Source organism: Paractinoplanes hotanensis (assembly GCF_023717965.1).
Taxonomy (GTDB): domain Bacteria; phylum Actinomycetota; class Actinomycetes; order Mycobacteriales; family Micromonosporaceae; genus Actinoplanes; species Actinoplanes polyasparticus.
The window spans coordinates 20,311-38,358 of the sequence record NZ_JAMQOL010000055.1; the positions used below are offsets into that span (position 1 = coordinate 20,311).

Here is an 18,048-nt window from a genome sequence, read left to right on the forward strand (position 1 = left end):
CGGGCCGGCGCCGGCGGGCAGGACGAGGTGACGAGGCGCACCGACCCTGCCCTGCCAGATCTGTCAGAGCTGGGACTTGCGGCCGACGGCACAGTATTGGGCGATCTCCGGAGCTGCGGCCGCCTCCGCGTCAGGCTTCCATCGGGTCACTGACACAACGCCCGGCTCGATCAGCTCCAGCCCCTTGAACAGGCCGGCGATCCGCTCGGGGCTGCGCAGGTGGTATCGGGGGTTGGCCGAGAGGTTCCAGATCCGGGTGGCCTCGACCACGTCGGGGTTGGTGTCGGCGCCGTCGTACATCGCCAGGTAGCTGCCCGGGGCGAGGGCCACCATGATCTGATCGATGATCGATTTTGCCTCGTCGTCGCTCTCGATGTGCCCGAGGGTGCCCATCAGCATGAGAGCGACCGGCCGGTCGAGGTCGAGCGTATTGGCTGCCGCGGCCAGGATCGGGGCGGGGTCGCGCAGGTCGGCGTCGATGTAGTCGGTGGCCCCTTCCGGGCTGCTGGTGAGCAGTGCCCGGGCGTAGGTGAGGACCAGGGGGTCGTTGTCGACGTAGACGACGCGCGACTGCGGGGCAACCGCTTGGGCCACTTCGTGGGTGTTGTCGGCAGTGGGCAGGCCGGTGCCAATGTCCAGGAACTGCCGGATCCCGCCGTCGGCCGCGAGGTAGCGCACGGCCCGGGCCAGGTACTTGCGGGAGAGCCGGGCATGCTCGGCCAGATGCGGGAGGGTAGCGATGATCTGATCGCCCACGGCCCGGTCGGCGGCGAAGTTGTCCTTGCCGCCGAGCAGGTAGTTCCAAATTCGGGCCGTCTGGGGAACGTTGGTGTCCAACACGTGTCCGCCGTTTTCGACGACCGGCTCCTCAGCCACGCGACCACCCTTCACAGACACGAAGTCCGCAATGGACTCCGGGATCAACGACGCCAGCATACCTATCACCGTTCCGGATACCACCGGCCGCAGGTTCCGTATCTCATCGACGGTTGAGGGACGGCGGTGGAAGGGTGGATTTTTCACTCGACACCGTGGCCCGGGACCCCTCCGATTCGGCCGCGCCCTGCCGATAGGCCAGTTATGGCTGAACAGGAAAAGGCGCCACCGGCGGAGCGGGATGCGGCGTTGGCCACTGCGCTGGCCGAGCATCGCAGCGGTTTCGTGGCCGCCGCGGCCTCGAACGGCTTGTTCGTGCCGCTGCCCGAAGAGCTGATCGCAACCGGGCTACGCCCGGTTCACCGTGCGAGTTCGGCGCTCGTCCTGGTCGTCCCCGAGGACCACGCGGTGGTGGCGGACGCCTGGGTCGAGTGCCGGACCGCCGGCTGGTCCAGTTGCCGGGTGCGCCCGGTCGCCGCGCCGGAGCATCACGTCGAACTGCGGTTCATCGACACCACTCACCGCTGGGACGTGACCACGGTGCTGTTCAGCGGCATCGCTGAAATGAGCGGTTCCGGCCCGGAGCATGAGCAGCCACGGCCGCGGCACATCACGATGGTCAAGGACGACGTCGCGAAGGTGCTGGAGGCCGACCCGGCGGTCAGGCTGCTGCTGGGGTGGGACGCCGAGGAACTGATCGGGCGCACCACGCTGGAGCTGGTGCATCCGGACGACCGCGGGCGGGCGGTCACCAGCTACATGGACGTGATCGGCTCGCCGGTGGGCTCGGCCCGGCGGGTACGGCTACGCCACCTGCACCGCGACGGCGAGGTCATCTGGTTCGAGATCACCAACCACAACCGGCTCGAGGGTGAGCGGCCGCACGTGCTCGCCGAGATGCTCGACATCTCCGACGAGATGGCCGCCCAGGAAGCGCTGCACGCGAGCGAGCAACTGCTGCGACGGCTCGCCGAGACGCTGCCGATGGGCGTGGCGCAGATCGATCCCGAGGGCCGGATCGTCTACCGGAACACGGGCTACGCCCTGGCAGTCGGGTCGGCCGACGGTGATCACCTCACCGCCATGCTGAGCGGCGTGGTGCCCGGCGACCGCCCGCTGATCGAGAAGTCGCTGGCGACGGTCCTGACCACCGGCGCGGATGCCGACGTCGAATACGGCTACCGCGACGAGGCGCGCGGCTTGCGCAGAATCAGCGCCAACCTGCGGGCGCTGACCGACGAGGCAGGGGGCGTGACCGGCGCCATCCTCTGCTTCACCGACGTGACCGATGAGGTGCGGCTGCGCGAGCAGCTGCGGCAGCAGGCCACGTACGACACACTGACCGGCTGCCACAACCGCGCGGCGACCCTCGAGGCGCTGGCGGAGAGCCGGCCGGCGGGCCGCGGGGTCGCGGTCATCTACCTCGACCTCAACGATTTCAAGCAGGTCAACGACCGCTTCGGGCACTCGGCGGGCGACCGGATGCTGGTCTACGTAGCCGACCGGCTGCGCATGGCGGTGCGCCATGGCGACGTGGTCGGCCGGCTCGGCGGCGACGAGTTCGTGGTGATCTGCCGGGACGTCGCGGACGCCGCGCACGCCCGCAGGATCGGCGAGTCGCTGGTCGACGCCCTGGACTCCGGAGGTGTGGAGGTGGCCGGCGAGTGGCTGCGGCCCGCAGCGAGCATCGGCGTGGCCTGGTCGCGCGTTCTTCCGGACGCCGAAGCCTTGGTCGCCCGAGCGGACGCCGCGATGTATGCGGCGAAGAAGGGCCGCACCGGCCGGCTGGCCCTGGTCATGGCCGACTCGCACGAACGGCCCGAACCGTCGCAAACCTAGGTCACGCAGGTAACGCGTCCCCGGTCTGCGGCCGCCCGCCGCTCAGCGGCGCAGCCAGGGCTGGAGCATCCGCGTGACCTGGGGCAGCACCAGGTAGGTCATGATCGGGGTCAGGCAGAGGGTGCTGACCAGGGTGCGCAGCACCGCGTCGAGGTCGGCGATCAGATGGTTGAGGGTGAACGCGGCCAGCAGGCTGACCGGGAAGAAGCCGAGCCAGATGGTCACGGCCTGCTTCCAGCGCGGTGGGGCCTTCGGAGCGGCGGCCTCGCTGACCTCGTGCGCCCGCGGCGGGTCGAACCAGCCCTCGATCCCGGTGCGTTTTTCCGTACGGGTGTGCTCGACGAAGCCCTCGGCCGACGAGAGCCACCACCGGCGCTGGGGTGATTCCTCCCAGTTGCGCAGGGCGTGCTCGTCGGCGAAGCGGTAAAGCATGTGCCACTCGTGCGAGCCCTTGTCCGGCCGCACCCAGCCGGTGCCCAGGAAGCCCGGGAAGTCCTCGGCCAGCGTCGTGCCGGCGTTCACCCAGGCGGTCATCTCGGCCTGCCGGGACGGGTCGGCTCGCCGGGTGATGGCGACGGTGACAGCGGGAGACTCCATGTCTCACATTGTGGTATGTCGAGGTTTCCGGCGCTGCTCGGTGAAGGTTTCGGTGCCGTAGCCCACACGGTATGTTCCGCCTCATGACCTTGCAGCGAAAGTTGTCGATGGCCGCGGCGGGTGTCGTCGCGGCCCTGCTCCTGCCCGCAGTCCCGGCTCAGGCCGGCGGCGGCTCCCTGGCCTGGCAGCTCACCCCGACCGGCGCCGAGGCCCGGTTCCGCGGCCTGGCGCCGGTCAGCGCGAAGGTGGCCTGGGTGGCCGGTTCGGCCGGCACGATCCTGCGGACGGTCGACGGCGGCCGCCACTGGTCGCCGGTCGGTCCGCCCGCCGCGGCCGGGCTCGAGTTCCGCGACATCGAGGCGTTCGACGCCCGCAACGCCGTCGCCCTGACGATCGGCACCGGCGCCGACTCCCGGGTGTACACCACCTCGGACGGCGGCCGCACCTGGAGCGAGTCGTTCCGCAACGAGGATCCCGTCGCCTTCTACGACTGTCTGACGTTTCTCGACCGCCGGCACGGCCTGGCCCTCTCCGACCCGGTCGACGGCAAGTTCCGCATCCTCGCCACCCGCGACGGCGGCCGCTCCTGGCAGGTTCAGCCCACCGCCGGCATGCCCGCCGCGCTGACCGGCGAGTTCGCCTTCGCGGCCAGCGGCACCTGCCTCGTCTCGGCCGGCGGCAAGGCGATGTTCGCAGCCGGCGGCGGCGCCGAGTCCCGCGTCTTCACCTCCCACGACGGCGGCCATTCCTGGTCGGTGACGGCCACCCCGGTCCCGAGCGGTCCGAGCGCCGGCATCTACAGCCTGGCCGTACGCCGTGACGGCGCATCCATCGCCGTCGGTGGCGACTACGCGGCCCCGACCGCCGCCCCCGACGGCGCGGCCTACCTGCGCGGCCGCACCTGGACCGTCGCCCGCACCGTCCCCGGCGAATACCGCTCCGGCTCAGCCTGGCTCGGTCACGGCAACACGGCCCTGGCCGTCGGCCCCACCGGCAGCAACATCTCGTACGACGCCGGCCGCACCTGGAAGCGTTTCGACACCGGCAGCTTCGACGCCGTCGAATGCGTCCCCGGCGCCTGCTGGTCCTCCGGCGAAAAGGGCCGCGTGGCCAAGCTGACCCACAAACACTGAGTAACCCGCGCGTTCGGGGCTGACCGGCCCGTGTTCCAGATCGGTGCCGGTGAAGAGCGGTGCCGCCGCTGGTCAGGCGGTGGTGCCGCGCACCCACGGGAGGGCGAGGCGTTCGATCAGCACCAGGACGTAGTACAGGATGATGCTGACGATGGCCATCAGGGTGAGGGCTGCGAAGGCCGTTGCGGTGTCGCCCTGGCCGGCGGTCTGGACGATGATCGTGCCCAGGCCCTCGTCGACGCCGCCGGACTGCATCTCGCCGACGGCCACGCCGATCACGGCCAGCGGCATGGCCAGTTTGAGCCCCACGAAGATCTGGGGCAACGCGGCCGGCACGCGGACGCGCAGGAACGTCTGGGTGCGGGTGGCGGAAAGCGATCGGGCCAGTTCGGCCAGGTCGGCCGGGGTGCTGGCCAGGCCGGTCGCGGTGGAGAGCACGATCGGGAAGAAGCAGAGCAGGAACGCCATGGCCAGGACGGGCTTGGTGCCGAAGCCGAACCACGCGATCATCAGCGGTGCGATGGCTACCTTGGGTACGGCGTTGAGCGCCACCAGCAGGGGGCCGAAGGCACGCTCGAACGGCTTCCAGGCGGCGATGGCCGTGCCCAGCGCGACGCCGATGATCACCGACAGGCCGAAGCCGATCAGGGTCACCCGGACCGTGTCCCACGTCGTCTGCAGCAGCAGTTCGGGGTACGTACGGAAGCCCTCGTAGACGTCGACCGGGGACGGCAGGATGATCGGCTGGATGTCGAAGATCTCGACGACCGCCCACCACACCACGACGGTGAGGACGATGCCGAGCACCGGCCAGGCCACCACGGCGGGTGACCATCGCCGCTCGGGGCGGGTGGGACGGGCCACGGCAGCCTCCGTCGGGGACGTCAGCGTGTCTTGCACCGGGGGTGCTCCTCAAGCATGTGGGGTGCGCCGGAAGCCCGGCACACCCCGTGCAGACAAAGGTCAGGCCTTGGGCGTCAGGTCGAAGTTGATGACCTGCTCCGGCTTGAGGCCGGGCTCGATCTGACCGGAACCCTGCAGGATCGCGATGCTCCGCGCGACGCGCTCGGCGTCGAGGGCGCCGACCGGGATGCCGGCGGCGGCCGACTTGACGTACGGGCCCATCAGCGTGAGCTCGGCCGCGACGCCCTCGGGCTTGGCCGTCTTGACGTACTTCAGCGTGATCTGGCCGGCCTCCTCCGGGTTCGCGATGGAGTCGGCGAGACCCTTGAGCAGCGCCTCGGAGAACTTCTTGACCTTCTCGGGGTTGTCCGTCGCGTACTTGGTCGACGTGATCAGCACGTTGCCGTAGAGGTCCTGCAGGTAGTCGCTGTAGGGCAGCACGACGGCCTTCTTGCCCTTGGCCACCGTCTCGACGGTGGGCTTGCCGACCACGAACTGGCCGATGCCCTGCGTGCGGCCGGAGGCGAGCAGACCGATCAGCTCCTGCGCCTGGCCGTTCTGGAACTTGACCTTGTTGGGGTCGATGTTGGCCAGCTTGGCGTAGGTCGGGAACAGCGTGCGCACGACCGAGCCGGGGGCGTCGGTCAGCGTCTTGTTCTCGAGGTCCTTGGGCGAGTTGATGCCGTTGCCCTCGAGCGCGATGATCGCGGCCATGGTGCGCTGCTGGATGGCCGCCACGGCGGTGAAGCCGGTCGTCTTGTCCTTGCCGCCGGCGGCGAGGAGGCCACCGGTGAGGTCGATCGGCGTGAACTGGGCCTGACCGGACACGATGGACTTGATGTTCTCGCCCGAGCCCTTGCCCGGGTTGATCGTGACGTCGAAGCCCGCGTCCTTGAAGTAACCCTTGTCGAGGGCGACGTACGCGTACGAGTCGCGGCCGAAGGTGCCGAACGAGGTCAGGTAAGTGATCTTTTCGAGCGAGGCGCCGCTGCCACCGTCGCCGTCAGCCGAGTCGTCGCTGCACCCGGCGGCTGCGCTCATGGAGAGGGCGAGCACGCCGGCGACAACGGAACGTACGAGGGTCCTTCTGTGCACCGTAGATCCTTCCCGACCTGGTGCGGTCGAATGGGGAACCGGCAACCCGGCAATTGGCCCACCGGGGCCGTGAGTGGTCGAACGTGGGGCAGTGGTGTCCCGACGGGGATCGTAGGGCAAACTGGCACATGCATCGATGACAGGTTCGTCTCAAAAACCGAAGTAGACGGATCACACACGATCGATCAGGATGAGCCGGGTATGCGCCCAGGCTCGGCTTATGAGGGACGATGATGCGCGTTTGTCTGTTCGTCGAACCGCACCGGGGTGCGACGTACGACACTCAATTGAACTTCGCCCGTCACACTGAGAACGCCGGTTTCGAGGGTCTGCTCCGAGCCGACCACTACCGTGCGTTGACTCCCGAGCCGGGGCTGCCCGGGCCCACCGACGCGTGGATCACGCTGGCCGGACTAGCCCGCGAGACCCGTACTCTGCGGATCGGCACCCTGGTCAATTCGGCTACGTTCCGTATGCCCGGGCCACTGTCGATCATGGTTGCGCAGGTCGACCAGATGAGCGGTGGCCGGGTCGAGCTGGGCATGGGCGCCGGCTGGGTCGAGCGCGAGCACACGGCGTACGGCATCCCCTTCCCCGCGGTCGGCGAGCGCTTCGACCGTCTCGAGGAACAGCTCGAGATCCTGACGGGACTTTGGGGCACGCCCGAGGGCCAGAGTTACTCGTTCGACGGCAAGCACTACCACCTGGTGGACGCTCCGGCGCTGCCCCGCCCGGTGCAGCGTCCGCATCCGCCGATCATCGTCGGGGGCAAGGGCCCGCGGCGTACGCCGGATCTGGCGGCCCGCTACGCCGACGAATACAACATGCCGTTCAAGACCGTGGCCGAGACCGCCGCCGCCTTCGATCGCGTCCGGGCCGCCGCCGCGGCGATCGGCCGGTCGAAGCCGCTCACCCTGTCGGCCGGCATCGTGGTCGCGATCGGCCGTACCGGCGCCGAGGCCGCGCGCCGCGCCGCTCCCCTGCACGTCAAGAGCGTGCTGCCGCCGGAGGACCCGGTGGAGGGCTCCCCCGCCCAACTGGTGCAGCGCATCGGCGAGATGCAGGCGATCGGCGCGACCCGCGTGCACCTGCGCCTGATCGACATGGACGACGTCGACCACCTCGAGCTGATCGCGAGCGAAGTGCTGCCTCAGCTGTCCAGGTAGGCCAGCACCGCGAGCACGCGGCGGTTGTCGTCCTCGGACACCGGCAGGCCGAGCTTGGTGAAGATGTTGTTGATGTGCTTGCTGACGGCCTTCTCGGTGATGAAGAGCTTGGCCGCGATGGCCGCGTTGGAACGGCCCGCGGCCATCTCGCCGAGCACCTCGCGCTCGCGGGGCGTGAGCACGTCGAGCGGCCGGCTGCGGTCGAGCAGCCGGGCCACCACCTCGGGGTCCATCATCGTGCCGCCGCCGGCCACCTGCCGCACCGCGTCGACGAACTGCGCGACGTCGCTGACCCTGTCCTTCAGCAGGTAGCCGACCCCGCCGCGGCGGTCGGAGAGCAGCTCGCGGGCGTACAGCGGCTCGACGTGCTGGCTGAGCACCAGAATCGGCAGGCCCGGCATCTGCCGGCGGGCCGCGATGGCCGCCTGCAGACCCTCGTCGGTGAAGGTGGGTGGCAGGCGCACGTCGAGGACGGCCACGTCGGGCTTGCAGTCGAGCAGGGTCGGCAGCACGTCGGGCCCGCGGCCGACGACCGCCACCACCTCGAACTCGAACGCCTCGAGGATCCGGGTCAGTCCGTCCCGGAGGAGAGCATGGTCCTCGGCGATGACGACGCGCACGGCAGCTCCATGGTCACGATGGTCGGCCCGGCCGGTGGGCTGGACACGGACATCGTGCCATCGAAGGCGGCGAGGCGGCGTTCCATTCCCGCCAGGCCGGTGCCGCGCATCGGATCGGCCCCGCCGTGGCCGTCGTCCCCGACCTCCAGGCGCAACAGGTCACCGGTGCGGCGCATGCTGACGTAAGCAACGTTGGCGCCGCTGTGCCGCTGGACATTCGTCAGAGCTTCGGCGACCGCGAAATAGGCGGCCGACTCGACCGGGGTCTCGAGGCGGCCGGTCACGTCGGAATCCACAGTGGTGGGAATGACCATGGTCAGCGCGAGCGCCCGCACGGCGCCGTCGAGGCCGCGCTCGGCCAGCACGGGCGGGTGGATCCCGCGTACGAGATGACGCAGTTCGACGAGGGCGGTCGAACTGTTCTCGCGCGCCTCGGCGAGCAGTTTGCGGGCGGTCTCGGGGTCACGCTCGACCAGTTCCTCGGCCAGGCCGATGGCCATGCCGAGCGACACCAGCCGGGCCTGGGCCCCGTCGTGCAGGTCGCGTTCGATGCGGCGCAGCTCGGCGGCCTGGGCGTCGACCGCGTCGGACCGGGTGACGGTGAGCTGAGTGACCCGCAGCCGCAGCTCGGCCGCCCGGGTGGGCGCCAGGAAGAGCCGGGCGAACAGCGCGTCGAAACGGCGCAGGTGCGGCGCGACGACGAGGCCGAGGAGCAGGAACACCGCGCCCTGAGGCAGCGAGAGGAAGCCCTCGCTGACGCTCTCGATCGGCCAGTTGACCCCGTAGCCGGACCACTCGCCGCCCAGATATATCCAGAGCGGCAGGAGCACGATGCCCTCGACCCCGTACGCCGGCAGCCCCAGCGTGAGGATGCCGAGCACCAGGCCGCCGACCGCTCCCGGCAGCAGCCATGCGAAGTCCCGCCAGGTCGCCGGGTCGCTGACGATCCACTTGTAGCGGGCCCAGCCGATCGGGGCCACGCCGGGCGGTTTCGGGCGGTAGGGACGCACGATGCGCACGCCGTGCCAGCCGGCCACCCGGCGAGCCAGATCGGCCCGCAGCCGGATCAGCGCGGTCACCGCGGGCAACAGGAACAGGCCGATCCCGAGCACCGGGGTGAGCACCAGCGACACCACGAACAGCACGAAGAGCGGGAAGTTCAGCACGGCCAGGACGATCCCGAGCAATCCGGCCGCCACCGCCCGGAGCCCGTCACGCAGCCAGTCTCTTGTCTCCACGCTTCTCATCGTGGCCCACCGGAGCCGGCAACTCAGTAGTGCTAGCCCTACCAAAGGCTGGGGGCCCTGCACTCCTGACCTTGAGGGTTCCCGCAGTGTCTGCTGGAGGGCATGACGACAATGGCAGAGCGGCCGCGGGCGACGGCCGGAAGCGACTTCGCGGAACTGGGCCGGCGGATCAACGCGGCCGGGCTGCTACGCCGCCGGCCGGCGTACTACGTGGCCCGATTGAGTCTGGTGGGCGGGGCGCTGATCCTGGGCTGGGCCGCGTTCTTCGCCATCGGCGCCTCCTGGTGGACGCTGGCCGTGGCCGCCTTTTTGGCGGTGGTGTTCGCGCAGACCGCGCTGGTAGCCCACGACCTCGCGCACCGGCAGGTGTTCCGCACCAACAAGCCGAGCGCGCGGGCCGGGTTGATCGCGGGCAACCTGGCCATCGGCATGTCCTACGGCTACTGGATGGACAAGCACACCAAGCACCACGCCAACCCCAACCACGACGACCTCGACCCGGACGTCGGGCCCGGGATGCTGGTGTGGTCGCGCGAGGCGGCAGCCGGCAAGGGTTTCCTCACGCGTCATCAGGCGTACTTCTTCTTCCCGCTGCTCACTCTGCTCGGGCTCTCGCTCAAGCGCGACAGCATCCGGTGGATCTCGCAGAAGCAGAAGCCGCTGGAGGCCGCGCTGCTCGGGCTGCACCTCATCGCGTACCTCGCGGCCCTGGTCACGGTGCTGAGCCCGCTGCAGGCGATCGCCTTCCTCGTCGTCCACCAGGCGATCTTCGGGGTGTACCTGGGCCTGACGTTCGCACCCAACCACAAGGGCATGCCGCACCCCACCGGCGACGAGGACTTCCTGCGCAAGCAGGTGCTGACCTCGCGCAACGTCCGGGGCGGCCGCTTCGTCGACGCGGCCCTGGGCGGCCTCAACTACCAGATCGAGCACCACCTGTTCCCGGCCATGCCGACGCCCAACCTGCGCAAGGCGCAGCCGATCGTGCAGCGGTACTGCGCGGAGATCGGCGTCTCGTACGAGATGACCAGCCTGACCGATTCGTACCGTCAGGCCCTGAGCCACCTGCACGACGTGGGCGCCGAGCTCCGCAAGACCGCCTAGCGGGGCAGGTTACGCAGGTTCGTGCGGGCCAGGTGCAACATCTGGCCGACGCCGCCGGAGAGCACCGACTTTCCGGCGGCGAGCGCGAATCCGGCCGCCTCCTCCTTGGTGATGTGGGGCGGGATCTCCAGGGCGTCCGGGTCGGTCACCACGTCGAGCAGGGCCGGACCGTCGTGGTCGAGCACCGACCGGAGCGCGCCGCGGACCTCGTCCGGCTTCTCCACCCGTACCGAGAAAAGCCCGGCCGCCCGGGCGATGGCCGCGAAATCGACGTGGTCGTGGTCGGTCTCGTACGGCGGGTCGCCGGCCACCAGCATCTCGAGGCGCACCATGCCGAGGCTGGAGTTGTTGAAGACCACCACCTTCACCGGCAGGTTGTGCAGCTTGGCGGTGAGCAACTCGCCCAGCAGCATGGCCAGCCCGCCGTCGCCCGACATCGAGATCGCCTGCCGGCCCGGGTCCAGCTTCGCGGCGCCGAGCGCGTGCGGCAGGGCGTTGGCCATCGTGCCGTGGACGAACGAGCCGAGCAGCCGGCGCCGCCCGTTGGGTGTGATGTAGCGGGCCGCCCAGCTGGTGCACATGCCGGTGTCGGCGGTGAAGACGGCGTCGTCCGCCGCCTCCTCGTCGAGGATCGAGGCCACGTACTCCGGGTGGATCGGCACCAGGTGCTCGACGTCCCGGGTGTACGCGTCGACGACCCGGTCCAGCTCGCGGACGTGCTTGGTGAGCATGCGGTCGAGGAACTTGTGGTCCTTGCGCTCGAGCTTCGGCATCAGCCTGGTGATGGTGGCGCCGACGTCGCCGGCCACACCCAGGTCGAGCGCCGTGCGGCGGCCCAGGCGCGACGGGTCGATGTCGATCTGGATCGTGTTCTTCTGGGGCAGGAACTGCCGGTACGGGAAGTCGGTGCCGAGCAGCAGAAGCAGGTCGGCCTCGTGGGTCGCCTCGTAACAGGCGCCGTAGCCGAGCAGGCCCGACATGCCCACGTCGTACGGGTTGTCGTACTGCAGCACGTCCTTGCCCCGCAGCGTGTGCCCGACCGGCGCGCCCAGCCACTCGGCCAGTTGCAGCACCTGCTCGCGGGCGTCGGCGCAGCCGATCCCACCGAAGATCGCCACGGTCTTCGCCGCGTTGATCCGTTCGGCCAGGTCCTCGAGCACGTAGTCGGACGGCGCGCCCAGCACCGGCCCGGCCACCGCGTGCCCGGCGCCGGTCTCGTTGGTGGCCTCGGCCGCGAGCACGTCGCCCGGCATCACCAGCACGGCCGCGCCCCGCTTGCCGACCGCCTGCTGAATGCCCATCCGCGCCATCCGCGGCATCTGCTCGGCCGACGAGACCATCTCGGTCCAGTGGCTGGCCTGCCCGAACAACTGCTTGGGATCGGTCTCCTGGAAGAAGCCGGAGCCGATCTCGGTCGAGACGATGTGCGAGGCGATCGCCAGCACCGGCGCGGCCGACCGGTGCGCGTCGAACACGCCCTGGATCAGGTGGGTGTTGCCCGGCCCGCAACTGCCCGCGCAGACCGCCAGCTTGCCGGTGAGCTGGGCTTCCGCGGCGGCCGCGAACGCCGCGGCCTCCTCGTTGTGCACGTGGACCCATTCGATGGCGTCGTTGCGCCGGATCGCGTCGGTCAGCGCGTTGAGGCTGTCCCCGACCAGGCCGTAGATCCTCTCCACGCCGGCCTGAATCAGCACTTCGACCAACTGGTCAGCGACTGTCTTTCCCTTACCGAACACCCCGGCCTCCCGCCTTCGTGCGAATGTGCGTGCAGTACCCGAGCTCGAGAGCGCGCGAACGGAGAAAAAATGGATCTGCGTCTCACTGACAGGGTGGCAGTGGTCACAGGTGGTAACGCCGGAATCGGTGAGGCGATCGCCCGCGGGCTGGCCGCCGAGGGCGTCCACCTGGCCCTCGTGGCCCGTTCGGCCGACCGGTTGCGGGCCGTGGCGGAGTCGATTTCCGGCGTACGGGTTCTCACCGTTCCCGCCGACCTCGCGCAGCCCGAGGGTGCGGCCGTCGTGGCGGCCGCCGTTCACCAGGAGTTCGGCGGTGCCGACATTCTCGTCAACAACGCCGGCACCGGCAGCGACGAGAAGATCCTGACCGCCCCTGATGCCCGGTGGCAGTTCTACTGGGAGTTGCACGTCATGGCGGCCGTGCGCCTCGCGCGCGAGATCGCGCCGCAGATGAAGGCCCGCGGCGGCGGCGTGATCCTGCACAACGCCTCGATCTGCGCCACCCAGCCGCTGGGCTACGAGCCGATCTACAACACCACCAAGGCGGCGCTCGTCATGTTCTCCAAGTGCCTGGCCAACGAGTTGATCGGGGACAACATCCGGGTCAACGCGGTGAACCCCGGCCTGGTCATGACCGGGGACTGGATCAAAACCGCGAAGGCGCTGACCGCGGGCACCGAACAGACGTGGGAGCAGTACCTGGCCAGGATCGCCGAGGACAACGCGCCGATCGGACGGTTCGCCACCCCGGCCGAGGTGGCCGATTTCTTCGTCTTCCTCTGTTCCGAGCGCGCCGCCTACTCGGTGGGATCGACCTATTACGTGGACGGGGGCTGGCTCAAAGTGACGACCTGAGCCAGGGGATCAGGATGGGCAGGACGGTGGCGGCCTGCATGGCGACCATGTGGTCGGCCTTCGGGATCGTTCGCACCTCCCAACCCTCCTTCCGCAGGGCTTCGCGGTTCTCGAGCAGCGGCTCGGCCAGGGCGACATACGCGTTGTCCCAGGCCGGGCCGTACTGGATGTTGTCCTCCGCGCCGGCGAAGGCGAGCCGGGGGATGTCGAGGTCGACCGCCCGCTCGTCGAAGTCCTGGAGCGACTCGTAGAGCGTCACGAACTGCCGGGTCTGGTCGGGCGTCTGGGTGAAGGCCACCGAGTCCCAATCGCCGGCCACGGGCTCGCCGGTGGGCGGGGGCGGCGGGTCGAGCGCCATGCGATGGGCCGAGCGGGTGACGGCGAGCATCGCCTCGTAGGGGCCACCGAGCGGCGGGTAGCCGCCCATGGCCAGGGCGGTGAGGCGGTCGGTGCGGATGGCCAGCTGCAGCCCGGCTAGGGCGAGCCAGGAATAGCCGTAGTAGGCGAAACGGTCGGCGCCGGCCAGAGCCTGCAGGTCGGCGGCGACCACGTCGGCGGTCAGGGTCAGCGGCGCCGGGTGCTGGTTGCGGTGGCCCTCGTAGTCGGCGGTGATCACTCGGAAGCCGGCGTCGGCCAGGCCGGTGGCCAGGGCGTGGCCGTTGTCGGGGTCGGCGCCCCAGGCCCGCATCGCGTCGGCCTGTTCGCCCTCGATGATCGCCGTGCTGACGGGGAGGAAGATGGCGGGACCACTGCCCTCGACCCGGACGTCGAGGGTGGATCCGTCGTGCAAAGTCACGGTCGGCATGCAAAACACTATACACTGTCAGGAGTTATGGACGACCACCTGAAGCGGCTCTGGCGGCACCGCGGGGCAACCCTGCCCACGCCCCGCCGCGGCCCGAAACAGCAACTGGACCTCGACGAGATCCTCGCCGCGGCGATCACCCTGGCCGACGCGTCCGGACTCGAGGCGGTGTCGACGCGGGCCGTGGCCGGGCGCTTCGGCAGGACGGCGATGGCTCTCTATCCGTACGTGGGAACCAAGGAGAACCTGCTCGCGCTGATGCAGGACCAGGCCTCGGCCATGCCCGCTCTGCCCGCACCGCGGGATCATCTGGCGGGCGCGCTGACGGGCTGGGCGACGGCGCTGTACGAGGTTTACCTGGCCCATCCGTGGCTGACCGAGCGGCCGTGGTCCCAGGCCAGTCAGGGCCCGAACGAGCAGGACTGGATGGAAGCGCTGCTGGCGATCTTCGAGCGCTTCACGGTGCCGCCCGGCTCCCGCCCGCCGGCCGTGACGATGCTGTACGCGACGGTCCGCGCGACCGCCCAGACGGCGGCCGCCTACTCCCGCCTGACCGCGGCCGACCTCGAAACCTGGCGCGCCCAGGCGGCGGCGATGCCCGATGCGTATCCGCTGTCGGCCGCCCTCATGCCGATCACGCCGCACTGGCGGGATGCTCCGCGCGCGGGACTGCTCGCCGCCGTCGCCCTGCTCACCGCCGGCCTGGAGGCCGCCCCCGGTTAGCGGGCGCTCTTCGCCTCGGCAACGTCAGAGACCGGCGGTGTCCAGGTCGAGCAGCTCGTGCAGCGCCCTCCCACCGTCCGGTGTGAGCCGCACGGCCCGGCCGGAACCGATGCGGGTGACCCACCGCCGGGCCAGAAACGTCTCACACAGCCGCGCGCCGGCCACCCCGGCCAGATGCTGCCGCCGCTCGGTCCAGTCGAGGCAGCCCCGGGCCAGCGGACGCCGCCCCGGCGCCGGCTGAGCACCGGTCGTCGAGGTCAAGAACGTTTTCCCGTACGGGGTGAGAGCGAACCCACCACCCACGTCGAGCATCCCCGCCCCGGCCATCGCCTCTGTGACCGCGACGCCGAGCCGGCCCGCCAAATGGTCGTAACAGGTGCGCCCCCGGCGCAGCGCCGCACTGGCCGCAGCCGTCCGCAGCCCGGTGACCGGCGCCGGCGACGGTTCGAGCCGGGCGGCCAGATCCTCGACGAGCTGCGCCGCCGACTCGTCGGCCAGCTGCACATACCGATGATCGCCGGTCGGCTACGCATTCGGGTTCTCGCGCCTGAGGAAGGCCTCGATGCGGGCGAAGGCGCCCTGCCAGACCTCGTTGACGAAGAAGTCGCGGACCTCCGGCACCGGGAAGCCGCTCTGCACGACGGTCACGAGGGTGCCGTCGCCATTCTCCTCGAAGGTGATCTCGACGCGCGTGGTCATCTCGAGGCCGTCGGGGCCCGAGCCGGTCGACTCGGTGACCAGGCGGCGCGGCCGGTCGATCTCGAGGAACGTCTGCGTCTCGTGGAACAGCGTGTCGCGATTCGGGCCCCAGACTGCGGTCTGCTTGCCGCCCACCCGCAGGTCGACCTCGATCTCGACGATGCCGGGCTCCTCGTCGAGGATGCTGAACCAGATCTTCTGTTTCTCGGCGTCGGTGTAGGCGTCGAACACCTCCTCCGGCGTGGCCGGCAGTTCCCGCGTGATCCGCATGTCGAGCGTCATGGCCCCTGCTCTTTCTCTCGTCGATCGGTGGGGGCTGCGCCGCGGCGCAGAGTGAAGTAGGCGTCGAGGCCGTCGAGGCGGCGGGCCCAGAGCCGTTGGTAGAAGCTGATCCACGCCATGGCGTCGTCGAGCGGCGCCGGCGCGAGGCGGCACTGCCGGCTGCGGCCGACCTTCTCGGTGACCACCAGGCCGGCGTCCTCGAGAACTTGGACGTGTTTCTTCATCCCGGTCAGGGTCATGCCGGTCGGCTCGGCGAGCTCGCCGATGGTCGCCGGCCCCTCGCCCAGCCGCACCAGGACGCCGCGCCTGGTCGCGTCCGACAGTGATGCGAACACCCGATCCAATTCCTGTTGCTGAACCACGTGGCTCACTGTACGAAACTGAACCGGAAAGTTCAACGTCGGTGCCCCCGGGGAGAGTCGAACTCCCGGCCTCCGGATTCGTAATCCGGCGCGCTGTCCAGCTGCGCCACGGGGGCGTCGTGTCGTCGAGTGGTCTCGAACCACCGGCCTCCGCCTTATGAGGGCGGCGCTCTACCGCTGAGCTACGACGACGGGATCAGGAAAGTTCTACAGTGCTCGAATGCAGACGCGGACCAGCAACATGTGGTGGGGCATGGCCGTCGAGGCGCCGGACCCGGCGAAGCTGGCCCGGTTCTACTCCGACCTGATCGGCTGGCCCGTGGTGCACGAGGAACCGGGCACCACCGTCCTCGCCACCACCCCCGACGGGTCGAACTACGTCGTGTTCCAGCAGGCAACCGACTATGTGCGGCCGGTCTGGCCGCCGGCCGAGGGCAGTCAGCGCCCGATGATGCATTTCGACTTCCAGGTCGGTGATCTGGATTCCGCCGTGGCCGAGGCGAAGGGGCTGGGCGCCGAACTGGCCGCCGACCAACCACAGGCCCACGTCCGGGTCCTGCTCGACCCGGCCGGTCACCCTTTCTGCCTCGTACGCGATGACGGCTGACCGGTCAGGCCGAGGAGCACGACGACGGATCGACCGGAGCGGCGGCCACGCGTTGTCGGGGTAGCGCAAATATGCCCCGGCAGCCAGCCCGGCGGTCGCCTCACCCGCCGCGGCCGGCCCGCGACGCGCCGCCGCTCCGGTCTCGGAAATGACAATTGACAAGCACACGGGCGGCAGGATTCGAACCCGCACCTGACGGCTTTGGAGGCCGGCGCTCTCCCGGTTTGAGCTACGCCCATACGTTGATGCTCACGCCCCGGCGAGCAGGCGTTCACAGAGCTACCGGCGGCCGGATCGGCGCATTCGCCGGCGCGTTTCCGCGGCGCTCACACAGAGGTCGGCGCACATGGCTTCGGGCCATCGCATCTTCGATCTCCTTTCGTGTGGCGCTCTCGCGGACACCCCGAACATTAGGGCGCGCCATTGCTTGCAGCAATCCATTTAACGGCGCGCTGATCTTCCTGCTCGCCCCGCCTGAGCCGGCCCGGCCACGAGGGCCGGGCCGGCAAACGGCGCTACGCCGGTGTCACCGACCAGCCGTCGGCGTATTCGATGTGGACGGGGCGGATCTCCTCGTGCCAGGCGTGGGGCACCGGTTCGGTCCGCAGGATCACCGGGCGGTCGACGAGCACACATCGGTGTTCGCCGGGCCACCACCAACCGGCCGACCGCGTGAGCGCCGACCACTCGGCGAACTCGCGCTCGTGTCGCAGGTGAGGCTGGACCGTCCGCCGGATGGCGTCGACGTGGGCGACCCACGAAGCGTCCTGCTGGCCGTACCAGCCGACCGGCACCGCTCCGACCGACTGACCCAGAGCGGCCCGTACGGGAAGGTAGATCCCGGCCAGGCTTCGGAACAGCGCATTCCGTACGCCCTGGGTGAGCATCTCGTGGAACGGCAACCCGGAGTCGAGGGCCTGGCCGGGCGGCAGTACGGGCCACGCCTCACCCTTGCGGCGCTTCATCGGCGTACGGTCCGGGGGTGGCTCGGTGAAGTCGGCCTCCAGGGCCGACCGCAGGCGGGAGAGCCCGGCCGCGACATCTCCGGCCAGCGGAAATCTTCCGGGTGGCCGCCGATCGCCCAGCCACGATCGCAGAGCGTCGTGGGTGGGCAGGCCTTCGAGGTACGGGATGGCCGCGCGTGGCGACGCGACCCGGACGAACTGCGGCCGCGGACGGCCATGCCGGGCGTACAGCGAGGCGATTATTTCTTCCGAGGTGGTGTGGTCGGCGGGCTTGGTGGAGATCCCCACGTCAAGCCATTCGCGGCGAGTCTCCGCCGCCCGATCCCACAGCTCTTGACGGAGCGCGGCCTGTCGCCGCGCGGGCGCGATCAAAGCGCGAGGGCGCACGCGCCCTTCCGAGAGAAGGTCATCATGAGATCAGCTTCTCTCGGAAG

The 18,048-nt window shown here is 70.0% G+C and carries 19 protein-coding genes and 3 tRNA genes; 7 read left to right on the plus strand and 15 right to left on the minus strand.

What is annotated here, in order from left to right:
- Nucleotides 1-63 precede the first annotated feature (63 nt).
- Complete coding sequence (locus LXN57_RS37025; RefSeq protein WP_251802882.1) at nt 64-876, minus strand: SAM-dependent methyltransferase; 813 nt, start codon at nt 874-876, stop codon at nt 64-66.
- A gap of 204 nt (nt 877-1,080) precedes the next feature.
- Here LXN57_RS37025 and LXN57_RS37030 point away from each other — a divergent pair, with 204 nt between their 5' ends.
- Nucleotides 1,081-2,715 carry a sensor domain-containing diguanylate cyclase gene (locus LXN57_RS37030; RefSeq protein WP_251802883.1) on the plus strand — a complete coding sequence of 545 codons (1,635 nt, stop codon included), beginning with the start codon at nt 1,081-1,083 and terminating at the stop codon, nt 2,713-2,715.
- A 42-nt stretch (nt 2,716-2,757) separates the two neighbouring features.
- Here the strand turns inward: LXN57_RS37030 and LXN57_RS37035 are convergent, their stop codons facing one another.
- Complete coding sequence (locus LXN57_RS37035; RefSeq protein WP_251802884.1) at nt 2,758-3,312, minus strand: antibiotic biosynthesis monooxygenase; 555 nt, start codon at nt 3,310-3,312, stop codon at nt 2,758-2,760.
- Between the two features lie 83 nt (nt 3,313-3,395).
- Between LXN57_RS37035 and LXN57_RS37040 the strand changes: the two genes are divergently transcribed.
- The gene (locus LXN57_RS37040) at nt 3,396-4,445 is read left to right on the plus strand and encodes a beta propeller repeat protein (protein ID WP_251802885.1); all 1,050 of its coding nucleotides are present in this window, start codon (nt 3,396-3,398) and stop codon (nt 4,443-4,445) included.
- A 72-nt stretch (nt 4,446-4,517) separates the two neighbouring features.
- Here LXN57_RS37040 and LXN57_RS37045 read toward each other — a convergent pair whose 3' ends face one another.
- Both LXN57_RS37045 and LXN57_RS37050 read right to left on the minus strand, forming a co-directional pair.
- A complete protein-coding gene (locus LXN57_RS37045) occupies nt 4,518-5,345 on the minus strand; it encodes an ABC transporter permease (protein ID WP_251802886.1) in 828 nt (275 codons plus the stop codon).
- Between the two features lie 63 nt (nt 5,346-5,408).
- Nucleotides 5,409-6,389: an ABC transporter substrate-binding protein gene (locus LXN57_RS37050; protein ID WP_251802930.1), complete on the minus strand. Its 981-nt coding sequence runs from the start codon at nt 6,387-6,389 to the stop codon at nt 5,409-5,411.
- 287 nt (nt 6,390-6,676) lie between these two features.
- Between LXN57_RS37050 and LXN57_RS37055 the strand changes: the two genes are divergently transcribed.
- Nucleotides 6,677-7,609, plus strand: coding sequence for an LLM class F420-dependent oxidoreductase (locus LXN57_RS37055; protein ID WP_251802931.1), 933 nt, complete (start codon nt 6,677-6,679; stop codon nt 7,607-7,609).
- Here LXN57_RS37055 and LXN57_RS37060 read toward each other — a convergent pair.
- Both LXN57_RS37060 and LXN57_RS37065 read right to left on the minus strand, forming a co-directional pair.
- On the minus strand, nt 7,594-8,229 hold the full coding sequence (locus LXN57_RS37060; protein ID WP_251802887.1) for a LuxR C-terminal-related transcriptional regulator: 636 nt from the start codon (nt 8,227-8,229) through the stop codon (nt 7,594-7,596). The two genes, LXN57_RS37055 and LXN57_RS37060, sit on opposite strands and share 16 nt — an antisense overlap.
- Nucleotides 8,181-9,476, minus strand: a complete 1,296-nt coding sequence (locus LXN57_RS37065) for a sensor histidine kinase (protein WP_251802888.1) — start codon at nt 9,474-9,476, stop codon at nt 8,181-8,183. The genes LXN57_RS37060 and LXN57_RS37065 overlap by 49 nt, the downstream gene beginning before the upstream one ends.
- 102 nt (nt 9,477-9,578) lie before the next feature.
- Between LXN57_RS37065 and LXN57_RS37070 the strand changes: the two genes are divergently transcribed.
- Entirely contained in the window at nt 9,579-10,580 is a 1,002-nt protein-coding gene (locus LXN57_RS37070; RefSeq protein ID WP_251802889.1) for a fatty acid desaturase family protein, read from the plus strand.
- Here the strand turns inward: LXN57_RS37070 and LXN57_RS37075 are convergent.
- Nucleotides 10,577-12,316 carry a pyruvate dehydrogenase gene (locus LXN57_RS37075; RefSeq protein ID WP_251802890.1) on the minus strand — a complete coding sequence of 580 codons (1,740 nt, stop codon included), beginning with the start codon at nt 12,314-12,316 and terminating at the stop codon, nt 10,577-10,579. The genes LXN57_RS37070 and LXN57_RS37075 overlap by 4 nt on opposite strands.
- A gap of 69 nt (nt 12,317-12,385) precedes the next feature.
- On the opposite strand from LXN57_RS37075, the gene LXN57_RS37080 reads away from it, so the two are divergent.
- On the plus strand, nt 12,386-13,171 hold the full coding sequence (locus LXN57_RS37080) for an SDR family NAD(P)-dependent oxidoreductase (protein WP_251802891.1): 786 nt from the start codon (nt 12,386-12,388) through the stop codon (nt 13,169-13,171).
- On the opposite strand, the gene LXN57_RS37085 is transcribed toward LXN57_RS37080, so the two are convergent.
- Nucleotides 13,155-13,976 carry an alpha/beta fold hydrolase gene (locus tag LXN57_RS37085; protein WP_251802892.1) on the minus strand — a complete coding sequence of 274 codons (822 nt, stop codon included), beginning with the start codon at nt 13,974-13,976 and terminating at the stop codon, nt 13,155-13,157. The two genes, LXN57_RS37080 and LXN57_RS37085, sit on opposite strands and share 17 nt — an antisense overlap.
- 27 nt (nt 13,977-14,003) lie before the next feature.
- On the opposite strand from LXN57_RS37085, the gene LXN57_RS37090 reads away from it, so the two are divergent.
- Nucleotides 14,004-14,699 carry a TetR/AcrR family transcriptional regulator gene (locus tag LXN57_RS37090; RefSeq protein WP_251802893.1) on the plus strand — a complete coding sequence of 232 codons (696 nt, stop codon included), beginning with the start codon at nt 14,004-14,006 and terminating at the stop codon, nt 14,697-14,699.
- Nucleotides 14,700-14,723: 24 nt separating this feature from the next.
- Here LXN57_RS37090 and LXN57_RS37095 read toward each other — a convergent pair whose 3' ends face one another.
- From LXN57_RS37095 to LXN57_RS37115, 5 genes are all read right to left on the minus strand, one after another.
- Nucleotides 14,724-15,203 carry a hypothetical protein gene (locus LXN57_RS37095; RefSeq protein ID WP_251802894.1) on the minus strand — a complete coding sequence of 160 codons (480 nt, stop codon included), beginning with the start codon at nt 15,201-15,203 and terminating at the stop codon, nt 14,724-14,726.
- Nucleotides 15,204-15,224: 21 nt separating this feature from the next.
- Nucleotides 15,225-15,680: an SRPBCC family protein gene (locus LXN57_RS37100; RefSeq protein ID WP_251802895.1), complete on the minus strand. Its 456-nt coding sequence runs from the start codon at nt 15,678-15,680 to the stop codon at nt 15,225-15,227.
- Nucleotides 15,677-16,042, minus strand: coding sequence for an ArsR/SmtB family transcription factor (locus LXN57_RS37105; RefSeq protein WP_251802896.1), 366 nt, complete (start codon nt 16,040-16,042; stop codon nt 15,677-15,679). Before LXN57_RS37105 ends, LXN57_RS37100 begins: the two co-directional genes overlap by 4 nt.
- Before the next feature lie 42 nt (nt 16,043-16,084).
- A tRNA-Arg gene (locus LXN57_RS37110) sits at nt 16,085-16,158 on the minus strand.
- A 4-nt stretch (nt 16,159-16,162) separates the two neighbouring features.
- A tRNA-Met gene (locus LXN57_RS37115) sits at nt 16,163-16,234 on the minus strand.
- A 28-nt stretch (nt 16,235-16,262) separates the two neighbouring features.
- Between LXN57_RS37115 and LXN57_RS37120 the strand changes: the two genes are divergently transcribed.
- Complete coding sequence (locus LXN57_RS37120; RefSeq protein WP_251802897.1) at nt 16,263-16,649, plus strand: VOC family protein; 387 nt, start codon at nt 16,263-16,265, stop codon at nt 16,647-16,649.
- Nucleotides 16,650-16,814: 165 nt separating this feature from the next.
- On the opposite strand, the gene LXN57_RS37125 is transcribed toward LXN57_RS37120, so the two are convergent.
- A tRNA-Trp gene (locus tag LXN57_RS37125) sits at nt 16,815-16,888 on the minus strand.
- A 276-nt stretch (nt 16,889-17,164) separates the two neighbouring features.
- Nucleotides 17,165-17,902 (minus strand): DUF6745 domain-containing protein, encoded by a 738-nt coding sequence (locus tag LXN57_RS37130; protein WP_251802898.1) that lies wholly within the window; start codon nt 17,900-17,902, stop codon nt 17,165-17,167.
- Nucleotides 17,903-18,048 lie beyond the last annotated feature (146 nt).

Coding starts and splice junctions, on each gene's coding strand:
- LXN57_RS37120 (WP_251802897.1), top strand. CDS start 16,263: ATGCAGACGCGGACCAGCAACATGTGGTGGGGCATGGCCGTCGAGGCG.
- LXN57_RS37030 (WP_251802883.1), top strand. CDS start 1,081: ATGGCTGAACAGGAAAAGGCGCCACCGGCGGAGCGGGATGCGGCGTTG.
- LXN57_RS37070 (WP_251802889.1), top strand. CDS start 9,579: ATGACGACAATGGCAGAGCGGCCGCGGGCGACGGCCGGAAGCGACTTC.
- LXN57_RS37035 (WP_251802884.1), bottom strand. CDS start 3,312: ATGGAGTCTCCCGCTGTCACCGTCGCCATCACCCGGCGAGCCGACCCG.
- LXN57_RS37085 (WP_251802892.1), bottom strand. CDS start 13,976: ATGCCGACCGTGACTTTGCACGACGGATCCACCCTCGACGTCCGGGTC.
- LXN57_RS37055 (WP_251802931.1), top strand. CDS start 6,677: ATGCGCGTTTGTCTGTTCGTCGAACCGCACCGGGGTGCGACGTACGAC.
- LXN57_RS37050 (WP_251802930.1), bottom strand. CDS start 6,389: ATGAGCGCAGCCGCCGGGTGCAGCGACGACTCGGCTGACGGCGACGGT.
- LXN57_RS37065 (WP_251802888.1), bottom strand. CDS start 9,476: ATGAGAAGCGTGGAGACAAGAGACTGGCTGCGTGACGGGCTCCGGGCG.
- LXN57_RS37040 (WP_251802885.1), top strand. CDS start 3,396: ATGACCTTGCAGCGAAAGTTGTCGATGGCCGCGGCGGGTGTCGTCGCG.
- LXN57_RS37100 (WP_251802895.1), bottom strand. CDS start 15,680: ATGACGCTCGACATGCGGATCACGCGGGAACTGCCGGCCACGCCGGAG.
- LXN57_RS37080 (WP_251802891.1), top strand. CDS start 12,386: ATGGATCTGCGTCTCACTGACAGGGTGGCAGTGGTCACAGGTGGTAAC.
- LXN57_RS37090 (WP_251802893.1), top strand. CDS start 14,004: ATGGACGACCACCTGAAGCGGCTCTGGCGGCACCGCGGGGCAACCCTG.